Here is a 17,844-nt window from a genome sequence, read left to right as displayed (position 1 = left end):
GGCGGCAGCCCCTTATTCCAACAAAAATTCCAGGATATTCTTGTGGATGATACCATCCTGGCTCATGTCTGCCAGATCGCTGCTGATGACGTATTTGGGATAATTGTCCTGGATGGCTTTCAGATTGCCGAATTCCCGGTCCATGTCTTTGGGAGTCAGCAGATAGGCCACCTGGATATACAACTTTTCCCGTCCCTTCTGGCAGATAAAATCGATTTCCTGGTCCTTGAGTTTCCCTACCCGGACCTGATAGCCCCGGGTGCGCATTTCCAGATAGATCAGGTTTTCATACAGCTTGCTGATATCCAGTTTTTCGCTGGATTTGATGGCATTGCGCAGGCCCAGATCAGCGGCGTAGTATTTTTCCGTTGTGGTCAGCAGTTCTTTGCCTATAATATCGTAGCGGGAAGCCTGTTCAATGATAAAGGCATCCTGGAACCACTGGAGTTGGTTCAGGACCGTGGGAACCGATGTCTTCAGGCCGGCAGATGTAAGGGCCCCGCTGATTTTGCGGGCAGAACAGGGATTGCCGATGTTGTCCAGGACAAAGGCCAGGACCCTTTGGAGAGAAACGGTGTCCCGGGTCTTGTGGCGGGAAAGCACGTCCCGGAGGACCACCGCTTCGAACAGATCCCGCAGATACGTTTCTGCGGAGGCGGCGTCCGGCAGATAGAAACGTTGTGGGAAGCCCCCAAACCGGAGATAGTCCTGGAAAAGTTTTTCATCGGATTGGAAGGTTCCCTGCTGCTTCTGGAACTCCCGGGCTTCTTTCAGGGAAAAAGGATAGACCGGAATTTGGATATAACGGCCGGATAGGCAGGTGGCCAGTTCATTGGAAAGAAGGGTGGCATTGGAACCGGTTATATACAGATCGCAGTCAATATCCACACGCAGGGAGTTGATGAAAATCTGCCAGTCTGGAATATCCTGGATTTCATCAAAGAAAAGATAGAGCTTTTGGGGATGGGCCTTGGCATAGGACAGGATATCATCGTACAAACGGCCTTCCTGCGCCTTGCGGCGGGTTTGCAGAGATTCCATGTTGAACAGCAGGACTTGTTCCGGATGGCGTCCATGGTCCAGCAGCCAGTCTCTCATCTGTTTCATCAAAACGGTTTTCCCGGAGCGGCGGATCCCGGTGAAAATTTTGATCAGGTCCTGGTCCACAAAAGGAATGGCCTGTTCCAAGTAGTGTGTGCGAAGAATCATGGATTCACACCCTTTCAATAAAATTCTATATTTAACACTTTATCATATATATAAAAAACCGTAAAGTATAGACTAACAAAAAATATAAAATCAAGAGTTCCATAAAGCTTATAATCATATGAAATGATAAAATCGACTCCGTAGGGGCCGGTTCAGGACTTTTGCAAAGCAAAATGCCGCCAGAGCCGCCCGCCAATGCCCCAACAATCGGTACAGCAGGTCCGGGACGACCGGGCGGGATTGGGTTGCAACCCTGGGTCATCCCCTACGGGGTATATCAACCCAAAATACAACCTTCGTACAACCAATATTGTTTTAAATACCCATGGCAGAATTTTATTAAAAGCTATATAATATGCAAATCAAAGCATAAATATACACGGAGGGAACTGCCATGAAAAAACTGATGACTGCCATCCTGACTGCCGGACTGCTGGGGACCTGCATGGCCCGGAGCCTGGCTGCGGAACCTGTTTACAAATACGGGAACGGGGAGAAAAAAGGGAATATTTTAACTGTGGCTGTGGCCTGGAAACAGACTGCTGCCGAATACCGGGCCCTGTACCACCAGGCTTTCAACATTGCTCAGGAACGGGTGGACCAGGCCCTGGCTGCCCGGAAGCCCGGGGACAAACCCCTGTGTGTGGTCACCGATGTGGACGATACCCTGATCCTCCATCCCGATTACTGGGGCTCCCTGATTGCCACCAAACACGACGCCTTTGACGATCCCCTGTGGGATGAGCATATCAAACAGGACAAACTGACGGCGGCTCCCGGAGCCCTGGACTTTCTCAACTACTGTAAATCCAAAGGAGTGGAAGTGTTCTACGTCACCAGCCGGGATCAGGGAGAAGGCACCTACGGCTATGCCCTGAAGAACCTCCAGGACCTGTCCTTCCCCTATGCAGACAAGGACCATCTTACCGTGCTCATCGATACCTCCAACAAGGAAAAGGAACAGAAAAAAATCGCCCAGACCCACAATATTGCCGTGTATCTGGGGGACAGCCTGAATGATTTCCAGCGGGTGTACTATGTAAAGGACGTGGATCAGCGGAATGCCCTGATGGAAAAGGACAAGGACCTGTTCGGGAAAAAATTCATCCTCATGCCCAACCCCACCGACGGCCATTGGGTACGGGCCATTTTCGGGGAATCCGAACCGGCACCCACCAAGAAGAACCGGGAAACCTGGAAAAAAGCCGCCGAAAAGCAGCAGAGCCAGGTGATCCTGGAACATATGGGGAAATGAAGGCGGTCAGCTGTTAACGGTCAACGGCCTGCGGCACGCCCCTACCTCGTTGCTGTCGGACTATGGTTACCAATGGTCGGAGAAACGGGGGCTTCGGCAATGCCGTTATTGTGATTTCGCCCGGACCCTTGACCCCAACGGCGTAGGGGCTTGCTGCAGGCAAGCCCGTCCCGGCCTCCCGGCAGGGCACTACTGCAATGGACAATACGATTGTACCGGGTCCGTAGGGGCGGCAGGCCCGGCCGCCCGCAGACGGCCTGTTGTACAGCCCCTGCAGCAATCTATTTATTCAAAGTCGCTTAAAAATACGGAGAAAATCATAAAAAGATTTATCGTTTTCGTGCAAAATTAGCCTAAAACATTTGTTGTTTTCGTGTAATCCCATAGAATCCCCTGCCGCTGACCGTTGACAGAAAGGGGCTGCTGCCCATGCAACAGCCCCTTTTCACTTCATCAGCGCCTTCACACTTTTCCTTTTGAAATATTTCCGGATCTCTTCACACAGCTTTTTTTCCGGGGTGTGCATTACCCAGTTCTTCCGGCGGACCAGGGCGAATTTTCTTGTCACCGGGGGATCCAGCCGGTAATAATGGATCTTGTTTTCATATTCCATGCAGGATTTTCCGATAAAGGTGATGCCGATGCCCATGGCCACCATGGCCCGGGTAGTGACGATGCTGTTGGTTTCGCACATGGTGCTGGGGTCCAGGCGGATGGCTTCGAAAATCAGGTCCGTCACTTCCCTCAGGGTGGAGCCTTTTTTGCAGATCAGGAAATTGTCTTCGCCCAGTTCTTCCTCCAGATCTTTCCAGGGGAACGTATCCCCTGGATTTTTTTTGCAGTAGGGATGGTTTTTGGGTACTGCCAGCAGGATTTCCTCCACCCCCAGGATATCCACCTGGTCCGGGGAAAAGGGAGAAGTGTCATGGATGGCCATCACCGCACAGTCAATGGCTTCTTCCTGGAGCATACGGCTCAGATCGATCACGTTCCCTTCGGTGATTTCCACAGTGGCTTCCGGGAATTCCGCCTTGAAACTGGGGACCACCGCCGTGAGCATTTTCAGGCACAGCTGGGAAGTGAGACCCAGGGTGATGTGGCTTTTGTTGTTCATGGAGCGGATGTTTTCGTACAGATGCTTTTCAATGGAAAGGACCCGCTGGGCCGCTTCCACATACAATTCTCCTGCGGGAGTCAGGAGCATCCGGTTCCGAGTCCTTTCAAAAAGCGGCACACCGATTTCCTGTTCCAGTTTGGCCAGGTACTGGCTCAGGGAGGATTGGGAAATGTACAGCTCTTCCGCCGCCTTGGTCATGTTCTGCTTCTGGGCGATGGTCAGGATGTACTGGAGATGACGGGTATCCATAAAACAAGCCTCCTTGCAGACTTAGAAAAAGTAAGAGTGCCTCTTAGAAAAACTATTCAAATAATCAGATAATATTAGCAAAACTGATTGCAGGAATCATTATTACATATTGGCCAGGGAAAAGCAAATTGGCTATATTGATTACAGACAATTTGAAACATTCAAAAGCGCGCGATAAGGATTGCAAGGAGGAAAAACAATGGCAACTACACCGATTGTAACAGATATGAAGGTCATCCCCGTAGCCGGGTATGACAGCATGGAAATGACTCTGAGCGGGGCCCACGCACCGCTTTTCACCCGGAACCTGGTGATTCTCCACGACAATGCCGGCCATGAAGGCATCGGGGAAATCCACGGGGGCGAATATACGAAAGAATGTCTGGACAGCTATATTCCCCTGGTGGTGGGGCAGGAAATCGGCAAATACCGTTCCATCCTGGGCACCATCCACAGAGGAGGCAAAAAAGCCGAAGGAGATGACGGGGAAGGGATCCAGACCCTGGACATTTCCAAACTGAAATTCGTGGTCCGGGCAGAATGGGCCCTGGAATGTGCTCTCCTGGACCTGCTGGGCCAGTACTTGGGTGTTCCCATGTGCGAACTGCTGGCGGAAGGCAAGCAGCGGGACAAGGTGGAAATGCTGGGGTATCTGTTCTATGTATCTGACAAGAACAAAACGGACCTGCCCTACCTGGACGAATCTGACAGCAAGGATCCCTGGTTCCGGTACCGCCGAGGCGAAATCCTTACCCACGAACAGGTGGTGGAAGAAGCCCAGATCCTCCACGAAAAATACGGCTTCCGGAACTTCAAGCTGAAAGGCGGGGTCATGGAAGGGTCTTATGAAATGGACACCTGCCGGGCTCTGAAGAAAGCATTCCCCAATGCCCGGATCAACATCGACCCCAACGGGGCCTGGAGCCTGGATGAGGCCATCCGGCTGTGCAAACCCATGGAAGGGGTCCTGAGCTACATCGAAGATCCCACCGGCCCGGAAGCGGGCTTCTCCAGCCGGGAAGTGATGGCGGAATTCAAGAACGCCGTTTCTCTCCGGGTAGCCACCAACATGATCGCCACCAACTGGCGCCAGTTCTACCATGCAGCCGCCCTGAAGGCCGTGGACATCGTCCTGGCGGATCCTCACTTCTGGGGTATGGAAGGGAGCCTGCGGATGGCAGCTCTGCTGAAGGAATGGGGCCTTACCTGGGGCAGCCACTCCAACAACCACTTTGACATCACCCTGGCCACCTTCGCTCAAGTGGGGGCTGCGGCACCGGGGAATCCGGCTCCTCTGGATACCCATTGGATCTGGCAGGATGGGCAGAACCTGCTGAAGGATACTCCCCAGATCAAAGACGGGTTCCTGGAAGTATCCAGGAAACCGGGGCTGGGGGTCACCCTGGACATGGACCGGGTCATGGAAGCCAACAAGCTGTACAACCAGATGCCTTCCCACGACCGGGACGACGCCATGGCCATGCAGTACCTGATCCCCAACTGGAAATACGACTGCAAGAAACCCTGTCTGGTGCGGTAAGAGAAAAGGGGGAACCTATCCATGAGCTTTGCGGCCTTTGTCGGCTTTGCGATGATGATCCTCATCACCACACTGCTGCTGAAAAAGAAAGTCAGTACTCTGTTTGCCTTCACCATCATCCCCATTATCGGGGCCTTCCTGCTGGGGGCCAACGTAAAGGAAGTCTGCGATTACGTGAAATTCGGCCTGGGCAAGACCCGGGACCTGATGTTCATCATTTTCTTCTACCTGCCTTATTTCTCTCTGATGAATGAAGTGGGACTGTTCGACACCATGGTGGAATTCCTGCTGAAGCGGACCAAGCTCAGCGTCACCATTGTGATGATCATTACCGTGTTCGTTTCTCTGATTACGGAAATCGACGGCAGCGTAACCTCCACCTATCTGGTGACCGTGCCCATGATGCTGCCTCTGTACAAGAAGCTGAAGATCGATCCCAAATGTCTGCTGCTCCTGTGCTCCGCCACCATGTGCGCCCTGTTCATTACGCCCTGGAACGGCCGTACCCTCCGGGCAGCCACCCTGCTGGACGGGATTCCCGCTCCTCAGAACTACATTTTCGTCCACATGCTGCCCCTGATGCTGATCTACATTGCCATGTGCCTTGGGCTGGCTGTGCTGCTGGCCCGGTTCCAGATGAAGAAAGGCGCCGGCCAGGTGGATGAAAGCGTCATCATGGAAGACCTGGAAAAGAAAGACCAGTCCGAACTCCGGCGGCCCAAACTGTTCTGGTTCAACCTGCTGCTCACCGTGCTGCTGATTGTGGGCCTGAGTGTGGTGCCTGCTCCCGGCTATGTGATCTTCGCCCTGGGCCTGGTCATCGCCCTTACCGTGAACTATCCGGATCTGAGCCTCCAGAACCAGCTGCTGAAGAAGTACTCCAAAGAAATGTATTCCACCGCCTGCGCCGTGTTCCTGTCCGGCGTGGTGGTAGGGGTCCTGTCCAAGAGCGGCATGATGGACGCCATGGTCCAGTTCCTGGTGGGCATCATCCCCAGCGTCCTGGGACCCTGGGTGTACCTGATCATCGCCATCTTCAGTGCTCCGCTGATGCTGATCTTCACCAACGATATCTGGCAGTATGCCCTGGTGCCCATTGTGGCCGGGGTCAGCGCCAACTACGGCGTGCCCAAGGAAATCGTGGTCATGACCCTTCTGATGAACATGGGGGCCATGGTTTCCCCGGTGGCCCAGCCTCAGATTTACCTGGCCTGCGACCTGGCGGACCAGACCGAGCTCCAGGATTATGTGAAGTTCTCCTTCGCTCCTTTGTGGATCATGAACATCCTGTGGCTGGTGGCCGGCTATGCCCTGGGCATCTTCCGGTGATCTTCCATCGCCAACAATGTATCAAAACCATACATCCTTGGAAACCAACAGACCCAAAGGGCCGCCCCTGCGCGGGAGCGGCCCTTTGGGTCTGTTTTACGTCCTGCACTTCACTCTTATCTTTTCTCTGCACTCTTTACTCTTTACTCTGCACTTTAGCCTTGGCTTTCTTTATCCAGTATTCCCGGGCCTGTTGGATGAACAGCTTTTCTGCCTGATTCAAAAAAGCTCCTTTGGGATAACTGACCGCCACGTTCCAGTGGAGGGGATTTTCAAAGGCATAATACCGGATCCCCTGTTCAAAGCCCCGGGTGGTGGATTCCGCCACAATACCGCAGCAGATTCCCGCTCGGACCATTTCCAGGATGGTGGCCGGATTGGCGGTGTCAAACAGGATCCGGGGCACCATCTGCCGGGCCCGGAACAGTCGGTCCAGCACCGGACGCATGGTGGTCTGCTTCCGCAGCAGGATTATGGGACGGTCCTTCAGGGCCAGGAGAGGCAGACGGGGACGCTGTCCCTCTGCCGCCGGCAATTCTCCTTCCAGCTTCCAGTCTTCCGGTACTGCAATGAGGATATCCTCTTCATACAGGTCTTCATATTCATTGTCGTCCCGCTGGCTCCCGAACAGAGTCATGAACCCCAGATCCAGATCCCCGGCAGTGACCAGCTTCTGCATCTGGAACACGTTCAGTTCATAGGGGACCACCACCAGGTTGGGATATTCCTTGTGGAAAGCCGGGTACACATGGATGAACATGTCCGGCCCCCGGACGGGAGTCATCCCCACCCGGATGGTTCCCGTGTATCCGTGGGTCAGGTCGCTGATCTGGCTGTAGGTGTTCTGCTTCACCCGGAGCATTTCCCGGGCCCCTTCCAGGTAGATTTCCCCGGCCCGGGTAGGGCCCCAGTTTACCTTGCTGCGCTTGAAAAGAGGCGTCCCCAGCTCATGTTCCAGGTGGAGCAGCTGCTGGTTCAGGGCCGACTGGGTCAGGAACAGCTTTTCCGCCGCCTTGGTGATGCTCTTTTCTTCTGCAATTTTCAGGATGTGTTCGATTAGTCTGGTATCCATAAGTGGAAAGGACCTCCCCGCTGGTAAGACTTAGAAAAAAATTTAAGGATTCTCTGTCGATATATTAAGTGTACATCTACATTATAGGGCAATATAATAAACGTAACAAGGTGTTACGGAAAATTCAGACAGTTGCTTTTTTACTGGTTATTCTTGCATCAATCAATTTTCATAGAACTTTGAGGAGGGAAGATCATGCTGAAAAAAATGTTGTGTGCAGGGCTGGCAGCAGCTCTTCTGGTGGCCGTCACCGGCTGCGGCGGATCCAAGGACAAGGGGAGTGCCGGGACCAAGGCCAAGTGGCCCAAGAACGTGGAAGTGGTGGTTCCTTACGGTGCAGGCGGGGATACGGACTTCAATGCCCGGCTGCTGTCCCAGAAGCTGAGCAAGAAACTGGGAACCAACATTGTGGTTTCCAATATCAAAGGCAACGGGGGCGCCACCGGATCCCGGAAAGTCAAGGACGGCAAGAAGGATGGCAGTATCCTGCTGTTCAACCATACGGGCTTTGTAGTGAACAAGGCCAGCAAGGCTTCTGATTTCGGGTTTGATGATTTCTCCTTTGCTTCCATCGTAGGGCTGAACCCGGGGAACGTAATCGTGGTGAACAAGAAACTGGGAGTCAATTCCCTGGCAGACTTGAAAGCCTATACGGAACAGCATCCGGATGAACTGAAAATCGCCGTACAGACTGGTGCCACTTCCTACGTCATCGCTTCCCAGCTGGTGAAACAGGGCTTCAAACTGAAAATGGTGGATGCAGGAGCTGCGGCTTCCCGGCTGACCGCGCTGCTGGGCGGTCATGTGGACGTTATCTTCTCTCCCTACGGCGGGGTCAAGGACTACATTGCTAAAGGGGAAATGGTTCCGCTGGCTATGGATGGGGAAAATGATCTGGTGGTTCCGGACAAGAACATCAATGTGAAGACCATCAAACACCAGGGCTTTGATGCCTACGTGCCCTTCTACTACTTCGTGGCCTTCCCCAAAGGCACCGACCAGGCTCTGATCGATTCCTTCAATGCGGCGGCCAAGGACATCATCGAAAACGACAAGGATTACCAGAGTAAAATCTACAACATGTACTTCCAGAAACCCACCTTCCTGCCGGGAAGCGACGGACTGGCCAAGTTCAATGCCTATGAAAAGGTTCTCCAGAGTGTCCAGTTCACGGAAGTTGCCAAGAGCAACTGACGGAGACAGGAACCCTGGGTGAAGGGAAACAAAGCTGGCGCCGGTTCTGCAGGGAATCGGCACCAGCTTCTCCATTTACGAAAGGAAAGAATATGGGTACAAAAAAGATTGCGGAATACACCATCGATCTGGTCCTGCTGGTGGTGGGCATCGCCCTGGCGGCAGCGGCCCAGAGTATCTCCCCAGGATCCTCCATCGGCATCGGAGGGGATTTCATGCCGAAGGTCTGCACAAAGATCTGGATCTTCATCAGTCTCTGTCTGCTGCTGTGGGAAAAATTCACGCCGGATGATCACCAGAAAGGCATCACTGCCGATCTGAAATGTCTGGGACTTACCTTTCTTGCTCTTTTCCTCTATATCGTCCTGCTGGATACCCTGGGATTCGTGATTTCTTCCATTTTGTATATGGCAGCTCAGATGCTGATCTTCATTCCCCTGGAAAGCCGGAACCGGAAACACTATATGATGATCGGAATCCTGGCCATCGTAGTGCCCCTGCTGATCAATGAAATCTTCGAAGAAGTCTTTTCCCTGATCCTGCCTGCCGGGATCCTGTTCTAAGGAGGCTGTTATGGTTGCTGAAGGCATTTTATCCGTACTGAATCCCACAACCCTGCTGATCATCCTGGTAGGGGTTGTCGTGGGGATCATCTTTGGGTCCATTCCCGGGCTCACTTCCACCATGGCGGTGGCCTTGTGTCTGCCCATTACCTTTGGGATGTCGCCCCTTAACGGGATTTCCATGCTGATTGCCCTGTATGTGGGAGGCACTTCCGGCGGTCTGATTTCCGCCATCCTGCTGAAAATCCCCGGCACACCCTCTTCCGTGGCCACCACCTTTGACGGGGCGCCCATGGCGGAACGGGGCGAAGGGGGCCGGGCCCTGGGCATCGGCATTTTCTACTCCTTCCTGGGAACCATTCTTTCCATGGTGGCTCTGTTCTTCATTGCTCCGCCTCTGGCGAAAGCTGCTTTGAAGTTCGGCCCCATTGAAACCTTTTCCATCTGTCTCTTCGCGCTGACCATGATTGCTGCCATGATTTCTGACAACCCGTTCAAAGCGGTGATGGCCGGGGTCTTCGGCATCGTGATTTCCCTGTTCGGGATTTCCGACATCACCGGTTCCGCCCGGTTCACTTTCGGAATCCCGGAACTGGAAAACGGATTTTCCCAGCTGCCAGTGATGATCGGGCTTTTTGCCACGGCTGAAATCCTGAAAGCAGCCGCAGAAGGGGTGAAAGCCAAAGAAGGCCAGATCCTGGAATACAAAATCAAAGGCTTTGGGTTTACCCTCCAGGAATTCAAGGACCAGTTCGTGAACTTCATCCGGTCCGCCCTGATCGGCATCGGCATCGGCATCCTGCCGGGAATCGGCGGCGCTACGTCCAATATCGTGGCTTACAGTGTGGCCAAACAGCAGAGCAAGCATCCGGAAAAATTCGGTACCGGCTGCATGGATGGCATTGTGGCTTCCGAAACCTCCAACAACGCCTCCATCGGCGGGGCTCTGATTCCTTTGCTGACCCTGGGAATCCCCGGGGATACGGTAACCGCTATTATCCTGGGCGGCCTGATGCTCCATGGCATCATCCCCGGTCCTCTGCTGTTCCAGCAGAGCGGTGAACTGGTCTATGGGTTGTTTGCTGGTCTCATGGTGGCTACAGTAGTGATGCTGGTGGTGGAATACGGGGGCATCCGGGCCTTTGTCCGGGTCCTGGACGTTCCCAAATACATCCTGTTCCCCATTATCTTCGTCCTGTGCGTGGTGGGGACCTACGGCACCAACCACAATATGTTCGATGTTTGGACTTCCCTGGTGTTCGGGGTCATCGGCTACTTCATGAGCAAGTACAAATATCCCCAGGCTCCCATGATCTTGGGCCTGGTGCTGGGGAAAGAAGTGGAACAGAACCTGATCCGGGGCATGCAGTACACTGACGGCAACTTCCTGCGGTTCTTTGAATCCCCCATTGCCGCCGTGTTCCTGACCATTTCCATCGGGGTCATCCTGTGGGCAGTGATCAAACAGGTAAGACGGAGATTCTGCAAAGCATAAAATTCTATTGCAACAAAATAAAAAGCTGTGAAAACGGCTGACCTTGGATGGTCGGCGGTTTCCACAGCTTTTTTTGTCTTGAAGAAGAGAACAACGCTGTTTTGTGTTCCGATTTATGGACGTAAGACAATCCTTATCAATCATTCAGTAAAAAGGAAGTCATTTCCGTCAAAGTGTTCTGCCGTAAGATAGGTTTCGATTTTTTGCTTTTCAAATAACAGGATGTTCTTTATGGTATCGGCTTTTTTGCTGTTCATGCGAAATGAAGGCGCACTTACACTTAAAGCCGCTACAATTTGTTTGTTTACGCGCAGGGGAGTGGCAAAACAAGTTAAGTAATTTGAGGATTCTTCATTTTCCGTAGCGATTTGTGTATTTCGGATTTCGTGCAGCTCTTTTTCCAAACGTACAAAAGAAGTAATGGTATGTTCCGTTAATGCCTTTAATCCATAAGGATAAAGTTTCTTGACTTCTTCAATGGAATGATCGCTCAGAAGGGCTTTTCCCAAAGCCGTGCAGTAGGCTGGCAGCCGTTTTCCCACATGGGACATTAAGCGGATGGCTTCTTTATTGTCAATCTTTGCGATATACAGGACTTCTCCCTTGTCGAGAATCCCCAACTGACAAATTTCGTCCACTTGTTCTACCACAGAACTCATTTCTTCACGAATAAACTGCATAATGGTTCGGTCATTCGTATAGGATTCTCCTACACAGAAGGCACTGATTCCAATACGGTATTTTCCACTGGCAGAATCCTGTAAGATGAATTTCCTCTGGCAGAGAGTCCGGACAACAGGAAACAGAGTGCCTTTGGCTGCATGAATGTTTTCGGCAATTTCAGAGAGGGTGAAGCCTTCCGAATTGGCCGCCAGCAGTTCCAAGATATCCAGTACTCGCGCGGTAGGTCGATGAATCTGGAATTGGCTTGATTCAACCATCATGTTGCCTCCTTTTCGAGAAAGAGTTCGTATATTCGTACGCAAATTTATTATACCATGTTTTGTCTGCTTTTCTCCTCTTTTTGTGAAGAAGAAAAAGAAAAAATTCGTAAATCAAGTTGACGTTTGAAAATGCGAATGGTATGATGACGCCATAAAGTTTGTATATACAAATTAAGACGAGAATACGAATAAACAAATAGGGAGAGTACAAGTTATGAAAATTTTGCAGAATGTTAGGAAAGTACCTGCGGGAATGATGGTCGTTCCAATGGTCCTTGGTTCTCTGATCAATACGTTTGTACCGGAAATTGTGAAAATTGGGTCTTTTACAACAGCTACCTTTACCAGCGCAGGGACAGCAACTGCTATTGGTATCCAGCTCTTTTGCCTGGGTACTACGCTTCAATTAAGTGATATGCCAAAAGTCTTGAAGCGCGGAGGACTGCTGTTGATTGCTAAATTTATTATCGGAGCTGCGATCGGCATTGCAATTGGCATGCTTTGTGGCAAGGCGGGATTTTTGGGATTGACGACCCTGGCGGTGATCAGTGCCGTCACGAATTCCAATGGATCCGTTTATCTGGCTTTAATGACGGAATATGGAGATGAAACGGATTGTGCCAGCATGGCATTGCTTTCCATTAACGATGGACCGTTCCTGACGTTGGTTGCCATGGGGGCTTCCGGGCTGGCCAATATCCCTCTTGTGGCTTTAGTGGCTGCTGTAGGCCCCTTGCTGATGGGGATGATCCTGGGAAATTTAGATAAGGAGATTCCAAAGTTTGTGGCTCCGGCAGGGACGATTTTGATTCCCTTTGTTGGTTTTTGCTTGGGTGCAGGGATAAAATTAACAAATCTGGTCAAAGGAGGATTTGGTGGGATTTTACTTGGGTTGATTTGCTGCTTAGTAGGAGGAATCTTTATTGTGGCCTGTGAACGGTTCGTTGGGCACAGACCAGGATATGCGGCATGGGGCGTTTCTACCACGGCCGGCAATGCTGTGGCCGTCCCTGCAGCTGTTGCGCTGATTGATCCGGCCTGGGCTCCCTATGAATCTGTTGCGACGGCTCAAGTAGCTGCGGCTGCAGTGGTGACTGCCATTATGGTACCTTTTATTACGTCCTGGTGGGCCAAAAAGTACGGATGCCCCAAATATCCACTGGCCGGGCAGGACTTCGGTAAAGAAAATGTTATTTAAGAGGAGAGGAAAAGTATGGTAAACGCAGTTGTTATTGATGCGAAGGACAACGTGGCTGTGGCGATCGAACCGTTAAAAAAAGGCTCAAAGGCCAATATCCGGTTCCAAAATGGAAAAGAAGCATCATTGGCGGTTACGCAGGATATCCCGATTTATCATAAATTTGCCATCCGCGATATTCCACAGGCCCAGCCGGTTGTGAAATATGGTGAGCATATTGGCATTGCATCCTGCGATATCCATCAAGGGGACTATGTACATGTCCACAATGTGGGCAGCCATAGGGAAAATCTGGAAGCGGAAGTTTAAAAGGAGGAAAGCAATGATGCAAACATTTCATGGATATAAAAGACCTGATGGACGGGTTGGAATCCGAAACTATGTTTTGATTTTGCCGGCCAGTGTCTGTGCCTCTGATACAGCACGCCTGGTGGCACAAAATGTGAAGGGAGCCGTAACGTTCAACAATCAGCTGGGCTGTTCTCAGGTACCCAGCGATCAGCAGCTGACCATGGATGTTATGGCGGGGTATGCGGCCAATCCCAATGTTTATGCCACTGTTGTGATTTCTCTGGGCTGTGAAAACTGCCAGATGGATCTGGTAGTCGATGCCATTAAGCAAAGAACCAATAAGCCCCTGGCGACTTTTATCATCCAGGAAAACGGAGGAACCATTAAAACCGTAGAGAGAGCAACCCGTGCTGCGAAAGAGTTTGTCCAGGAAGCTTCCTTGCTGCAGAAAGAGGAATTCCCCCTGTCTGAACTGATTTTAGGGACAGAATGCGGAGGCTCCGATCCCACCAGCGGTCTGGCATCCAATGTCCTGATTGGGGAAGCCAGTGACCGGATCGTAGATTTGGGAGGCACGTCCATCTTATCAGAGACCACGGAGTTGATCGGGGGCGAACATATTCTGGCCCGGAGAGCGAAGACTCCTGAAGTCAAAGAGAGAATTTTTGAGATCGTCCATCGGTATGAAAAAGCCCTGCAGCTTGTGGGGGAAGAAGTCCGGGAAGGGAATCCTTCTCCTGGGAATAAAGCGGGGGGAATCACCACTCTTGAAGAAAAATCCCTGGGCTGCATCCATAAATCCGGACACCGCCAATTTACCGAAGTCTATGATTACGCTAAACAGGTAGAGAGCAAAAAGGGCCTAGTGATTATGGATACCCCCGGGAATGATCCTTCTTCCGTGGCGGCCATGGTTGCCGGCGGTGCACAAATCGTTGTCTTTTCTACGGGACGGGGAACGCCTACCGGAAATCCCCTGGCGCCTGTGATCAAAATTACCGCCAATAAGATTACCTACAGGAACATGGAAGACAATATCGATATTGATGCCAGCCCATTGATTTATGGAACCAAAACGCTGGAGGAGATGGGAGACGAAATTCTGAAAGAAATCCAGGAAGTGGCAGATGGAAAGTATACTAAAGCGGAATCTCTTGGGTATACGGAAATGGCTATCGCCAGAGTCTGCAATTTCGTGTGATTGCCAAGGAATCATTTCGTGGCAGCAATTCAAAAGAAGGGACAAGTGATTGGGATGAAGAAAGCAGAAATTTTAACGCCGGTGGTAACCGCTTTTGATGCAAAGGGAAATATTGATGTAACCGCAAACCAGAAAATTTATGAATACCTGATCGGAAAGGGTATTGATGGCCTTGTGGTCATGGGGAGTACGGGCGAGTTCTTCAGCATGACGAAAGAACAAAAAAAGCAGCTGATCGATGTTGCCTGCCAATATGCGGATGAGACGAAAGTCTTGATCGGTACAGGCGGGATGGTGGCCGATGAAACGGTCGAACTGTCCAATTATGCCCTGGCAAAAGGCGCCCATGCAGTGATGATTGTCAGCCCGTATTATTTCAAATTTTCCCAGGAGACTCTGGAAACCTATTATGGAAATCTGGCCAGCCAGATCAATGGGAACATTTATATTTATAATTTCCCGGCACGTACGGGCTATGATGTCTCTCCGGAAGTGACGCTGCGGCTGGCGAGAAAACATGCCAACATCGTGGGGTATAAAGATACTGTGACAGAAATGGGCCATACACGGAAATTAATCGATTTGCTGCGGCCGGAATTCCCAGATTTTGTCGTTCTTTCCGGCTTTGAGGAATTTATGGCGCATAATGTGATCAGCGGCGGAAACGGGTGTATTGGGGGTCTGTCCAACGTTTGTCCGGAACTGTTCCATGGATTGGCTCAGGCGTTAAATGAAAAGAAATTTGATGAAATCATCAAGTATCAGAAAATTGTGGACCAGGCAATGGAACTTTATGAAATCGGGGATCCATTCATTCCCATTTTAAAAGAAGCCATGGTCCAGAAGGGAATTCTGACAAACAATTGGTGTACGGTTCCCATGCCAAAAGTAACGGTTGATCAGTGTGAAAAAGTGAGGGTATGGCTGAAAAAAATGCCTTTTTGATTAAGAAATGCAGGTCCAAATATAGTTCTGTTTTGGTAAATTAAATATGAAAACAAGAGTGTGAGGAGAATACCCACACTCTTGTTTTCATTTTACAAGCATTTAGAAAAAAGAAAATTTCATGTATTTATACAAAGAAAGAAAATAATTTCGTAAAATCCAGGATAATTTGTGCTAAAACTGTTAAAACACGAACAATAAATTTATTATAATAAAAACAGTTCGAAAATATATTGAACTTTTCCTTATACAGTGCTAAACTTGTACACAATCCAACCAGTTCTCTACCGTAATAAAGAAAAACTGGAAGGCGCGGAAACAGACAGCGCAGGATGGAAGCAAAGTGTGGTCTGAATGGTTCAAAAGGGGAGGGGTATGTATGATTCCGAAGATTGCGGCGTTGAACGGGGGAACACTGGATTCCCTGGTGCTCAGTGTTTCTTTGCTGGGCATTCTGCTGATTGTGGGTACCATGGTCCGCCTGAAAGTGGGCCTTCTGCGCAAATATCATGTACCGGCCTCTTTGGTGGCCGGGCTGATCGGGTTGGCATTGGGGCCTTTTTTCCTGGGTGTCATTCCCAAGGAAATCACGTCTTCCTGGGCCGGATTTGCCGGACGGCTCATCACTTTTGTGTTTGCTCCCATGCTGATGTTCAACAGTGTCCGCAGCGGTAAGGGAACTGTGAAAAAAGTGGCCAGTACCATTTCCTTCGGATGGATGGTTTCTCTGGCCCAATATGCTATCCCCATGCTTCTCAGTGCCCTGATCCTGATTCCGCTGTCCCATGTGGATCCGCTGTTCAGTGTCATTGTGGAAGAAGGCTGGCTGGGCGGTCATGGTACGGCTGGGGGCATGGCCCAGGTGTTTGAAGAACTGGGATGGGCGGACGGTGCCTCTCTTTCCATTACTTCTGCTACAGTTGGACTGATCTGGGGCATCCTCAGTGGCATGATCCTGATCAATATTGCCGTACGGAAAGGCTGGACCCATTATTTCCACGATAAAGCATCTCTGAAAGCGGAGGCCACTGAAGTCTATCCGGAAGAGGAACGGCCGGCAGTGGGGCGGGCCACCATTGAAAATGGGGTCATCGATCCTTTGGCTTTCCATTTTGCCATTCTTTGTGTGGCTGTTTATCTGGGATGGATCGGGAAAAAACTGATTGACACCTATCTGCATATTTCCATTACCTGGTATGTTACGGCCCTGTTTGCTGGTCTGCTGATGCGGAAAGTCATGAACCACACGCCCTGGAAGGATTGCCTGGACCGGGGCATCATGAGCCGGATTCAGGGCATTTGCCTGGAGCTGCTGGTTACCGGAGCTGTGGCGTCTGTGAATATTCCAGTGGTTGTAAAATTTGCCGTGCCGCTGATCATCCAGCAGGGTGTGATGATGGCAGTGATGTTCTTCGGCCATATCTGGTATGTGCGGCACTTCTACGGAGAAGACTGGTTTGAATACAATATGCTCCACTATGGAGAAGCCACCGGGGTGTTTGCCACAGGCATGCTGCTGCTGAAGACCTGTGATCCGGAACTGAAATCCAATGCACTGGAAATCCTGGCACTCTCCAGTCCCTTCAGTGACTGGGCCATCGGCGGCGGAGTATTGACCGCCATGATGCCCTACTGGGTGATGAAATACGGATACATCAACTGTACCATTGCTACCACGGCTCTGGCACTGGTTCTGGCTTTTGTCCCCAAAGTCCTGGGTACCTGGCATCCTTTTGCAGAATATGCACCTGAAAAAGCCAAGGCTCCGGAAGGGGTTGCTGTGGCGGCCATGGCCAAGAACTGAAAGCTTGTCCTGATTTGATCCAGAACTGCATAGAGGGGGAAAAAACGTATGTGTACAGCAGAAAAAGAGAATGAACTTGGAGAAGCATCCCGTATCCTGGAACATCCGATCCTGGGAGAACAGAACATCGGAAAGAAAATCGTGGAATTCACTTTTGACGGAAAGACTCTGAAAGGGTATGAGGGCGAGCCCATTGCGGCTGCCCTGAAGGCTGCCGGGGTCCAGATCCACCGGTATACCCAGAAAAAGCACAAGCCCCGGGGCATCTTCTGTGCCATTGGCCGCTGTACGGACTGTGTCATGATTGTGGACGGCAAACCCAATATCCGTACCTGCATGACGCCGCTGAAGGCGGGAATGGACGTGAAGACCCAGTATGGAGTCAGTCCGCTGCCTTTCGATCAGCAGAAATGAGGCTGCAGGGGTTACAGGAAAATT

Annotated in this window: 16 protein-coding genes; 12 read left to right on the top strand and 4 right to left on the bottom strand. The window is 51.1% G+C overall.

All coding sequences use genetic code 11. The annotated features are described in order from the left end of the window. Positions 1-12 precede the first annotated feature (12 nt). Entirely contained in the window at positions 13-1,209 is a 1,197-nt protein-coding gene (locus FX155_RS05220) for an ATP-binding protein (RefSeq protein WP_154487978.1), read from the bottom strand. A gap of 394 nt (positions 1,210-1,603) precedes the next feature. Between FX155_RS05220 and FX155_RS05215 the strand changes: the two genes are divergently transcribed. Further along, positions 1,604-2,464: a 5'-nucleotidase, lipoprotein e(P4) family gene (locus FX155_RS05215; RefSeq protein ID WP_154487977.1), complete on the top strand. Its 861-nt coding sequence runs from the start codon at positions 1,604-1,606 to the stop codon at positions 2,462-2,464. Between the two features lie 445 nt (positions 2,465-2,909). Here the strand turns inward: FX155_RS05215 and FX155_RS05210 are convergent, their stop codons facing one another. Continuing rightward, complete coding sequence (locus tag FX155_RS05210; protein ID WP_154487976.1) at positions 2,910-3,830, bottom strand: LysR family transcriptional regulator; 921 nt, start codon at positions 3,828-3,830, stop codon at positions 2,910-2,912. Between the two features lie 199 nt (positions 3,831-4,029). Here FX155_RS05210 and FX155_RS05205 point away from each other — a divergent pair, with 199 nt between their 5' ends. Further along, on the top strand, positions 4,030-5,370 hold the full coding sequence (locus FX155_RS05205; RefSeq protein ID WP_154487975.1) for an enolase C-terminal domain-like protein: 1,341 nt from the start codon (positions 4,030-4,032) through the stop codon (positions 5,368-5,370). Positions 5,371-5,391: 21 nt separating this feature from the next. Further along, on the top strand, positions 5,392-6,699 hold the full coding sequence (locus FX155_RS05200; RefSeq protein ID WP_154487974.1) for an SLC13 family permease: 1,308 nt from the start codon (positions 5,392-5,394) through the stop codon (positions 6,697-6,699). A gap of 136 nt (positions 6,700-6,835) precedes the next feature. On the opposite strand, the gene FX155_RS05195 is transcribed toward FX155_RS05200, so the two are convergent. Continuing rightward, the gene (locus FX155_RS05195) at positions 6,836-7,771 is read right to left on the bottom strand and encodes a LysR family transcriptional regulator (protein ID WP_154487973.1); all 936 of its coding nucleotides are present in this window, start codon (positions 7,769-7,771) and stop codon (positions 6,836-6,838) included. 195 nt (positions 7,772-7,966) lie between these two features. Here FX155_RS05195 and FX155_RS05190 point away from each other — a divergent pair, with 195 nt between their 5' ends. The 3 genes from FX155_RS05190 (at position 7,967) to FX155_RS05180 (ending at position 11,023) form a co-directional block, all read left to right on the top strand. Beyond that, on the top strand, positions 7,967-8,965 hold the full coding sequence (locus tag FX155_RS05190; protein ID WP_154487972.1) for a tripartite tricarboxylate transporter substrate binding protein: 999 nt from the start codon (positions 7,967-7,969) through the stop codon (positions 8,963-8,965). A 92-nt stretch (positions 8,966-9,057) separates the two neighbouring features. Further along, a complete protein-coding gene (locus FX155_RS05185) occupies positions 9,058-9,528 on the top strand; it encodes a tripartite tricarboxylate transporter TctB family protein (protein WP_154487971.1) in 471 nt (156 codons plus the stop codon). 10 nt (positions 9,529-9,538) lie between these two features. Then, on the top strand, positions 9,539-11,023 hold the full coding sequence (locus FX155_RS05180; RefSeq protein WP_154487970.1) for a tripartite tricarboxylate transporter permease: 1,485 nt from the start codon (positions 9,539-9,541) through the stop codon (positions 11,021-11,023). Between the two features lie 140 nt (positions 11,024-11,163). Here the strand turns inward: FX155_RS05180 and FX155_RS05175 are convergent, their stop codons facing one another. Continuing rightward, entirely contained in the window at positions 11,164-11,967 is an 804-nt protein-coding gene (locus FX155_RS05175) for an IclR family transcriptional regulator (RefSeq protein WP_229778443.1), read from the bottom strand. A 214-nt stretch (positions 11,968-12,181) separates the two neighbouring features. Between FX155_RS05175 and FX155_RS05170 the strand changes: the two genes are divergently transcribed. The 6 genes from FX155_RS05170 to FX155_RS05145 all read left to right on the top strand — a co-directional run bounded on the left by FX155_RS05170 (position 12,182) and on the right by FX155_RS05145 (position 17,820). After that, a complete protein-coding gene (locus FX155_RS05170; protein WP_154487969.1) occupies positions 12,182-13,165 on the top strand; it encodes a 2-keto-3-deoxygluconate permease in 984 nt (327 codons plus the stop codon). 15 nt (positions 13,166-13,180) lie between these two features. After that, positions 13,181-13,474 carry a UxaA family hydrolase gene (locus tag FX155_RS05165; protein WP_154487968.1) on the top strand — a complete coding sequence of 98 codons (294 nt, stop codon included), beginning with the start codon at positions 13,181-13,183 and terminating at the stop codon, positions 13,472-13,474. Positions 13,475-13,487: 13 nt separating this feature from the next. Beyond that, entirely contained in the window at positions 13,488-14,657 is a 1,170-nt protein-coding gene (locus FX155_RS05160; RefSeq protein WP_195839614.1) for a UxaA family hydrolase, read from the top strand. 18 nt (positions 14,658-14,675) lie between these two features. Beyond that, positions 14,676-15,602: a dihydrodipicolinate synthase family protein gene (locus tag FX155_RS05155; RefSeq protein WP_326831112.1), complete on the top strand. Its 927-nt coding sequence runs from the start codon at positions 14,676-14,678 to the stop codon at positions 15,600-15,602. Between the two features lie 379 nt (positions 15,603-15,981). Next, positions 15,982-17,406 carry a sodium/glutamate symporter gene (locus FX155_RS05150; protein WP_154487967.1) on the top strand — a complete coding sequence of 475 codons (1,425 nt, stop codon included), beginning with the start codon at positions 15,982-15,984 and terminating at the stop codon, positions 17,404-17,406. 48 nt (positions 17,407-17,454) lie between these two features. Continuing rightward, positions 17,455-17,820: a (2Fe-2S)-binding protein gene (locus FX155_RS05145; protein ID WP_154487966.1), complete on the top strand. Its 366-nt coding sequence runs from the start codon at positions 17,455-17,457 to the stop codon at positions 17,818-17,820. Positions 17,821-17,844: the final 24 nt, after the last annotated feature.

The sequence above is a fragment of the Acidaminococcus fermentans genome, assembly GCF_009696675.1.
Lineage (GTDB): Bacteria > Bacillota > Negativicutes > Acidaminococcales > Acidaminococcaceae > Acidaminococcus.
Note: the sequence above shows the minus strand (reverse complement) of the source record. Positions and strands in the feature narration are given on the sequence as shown.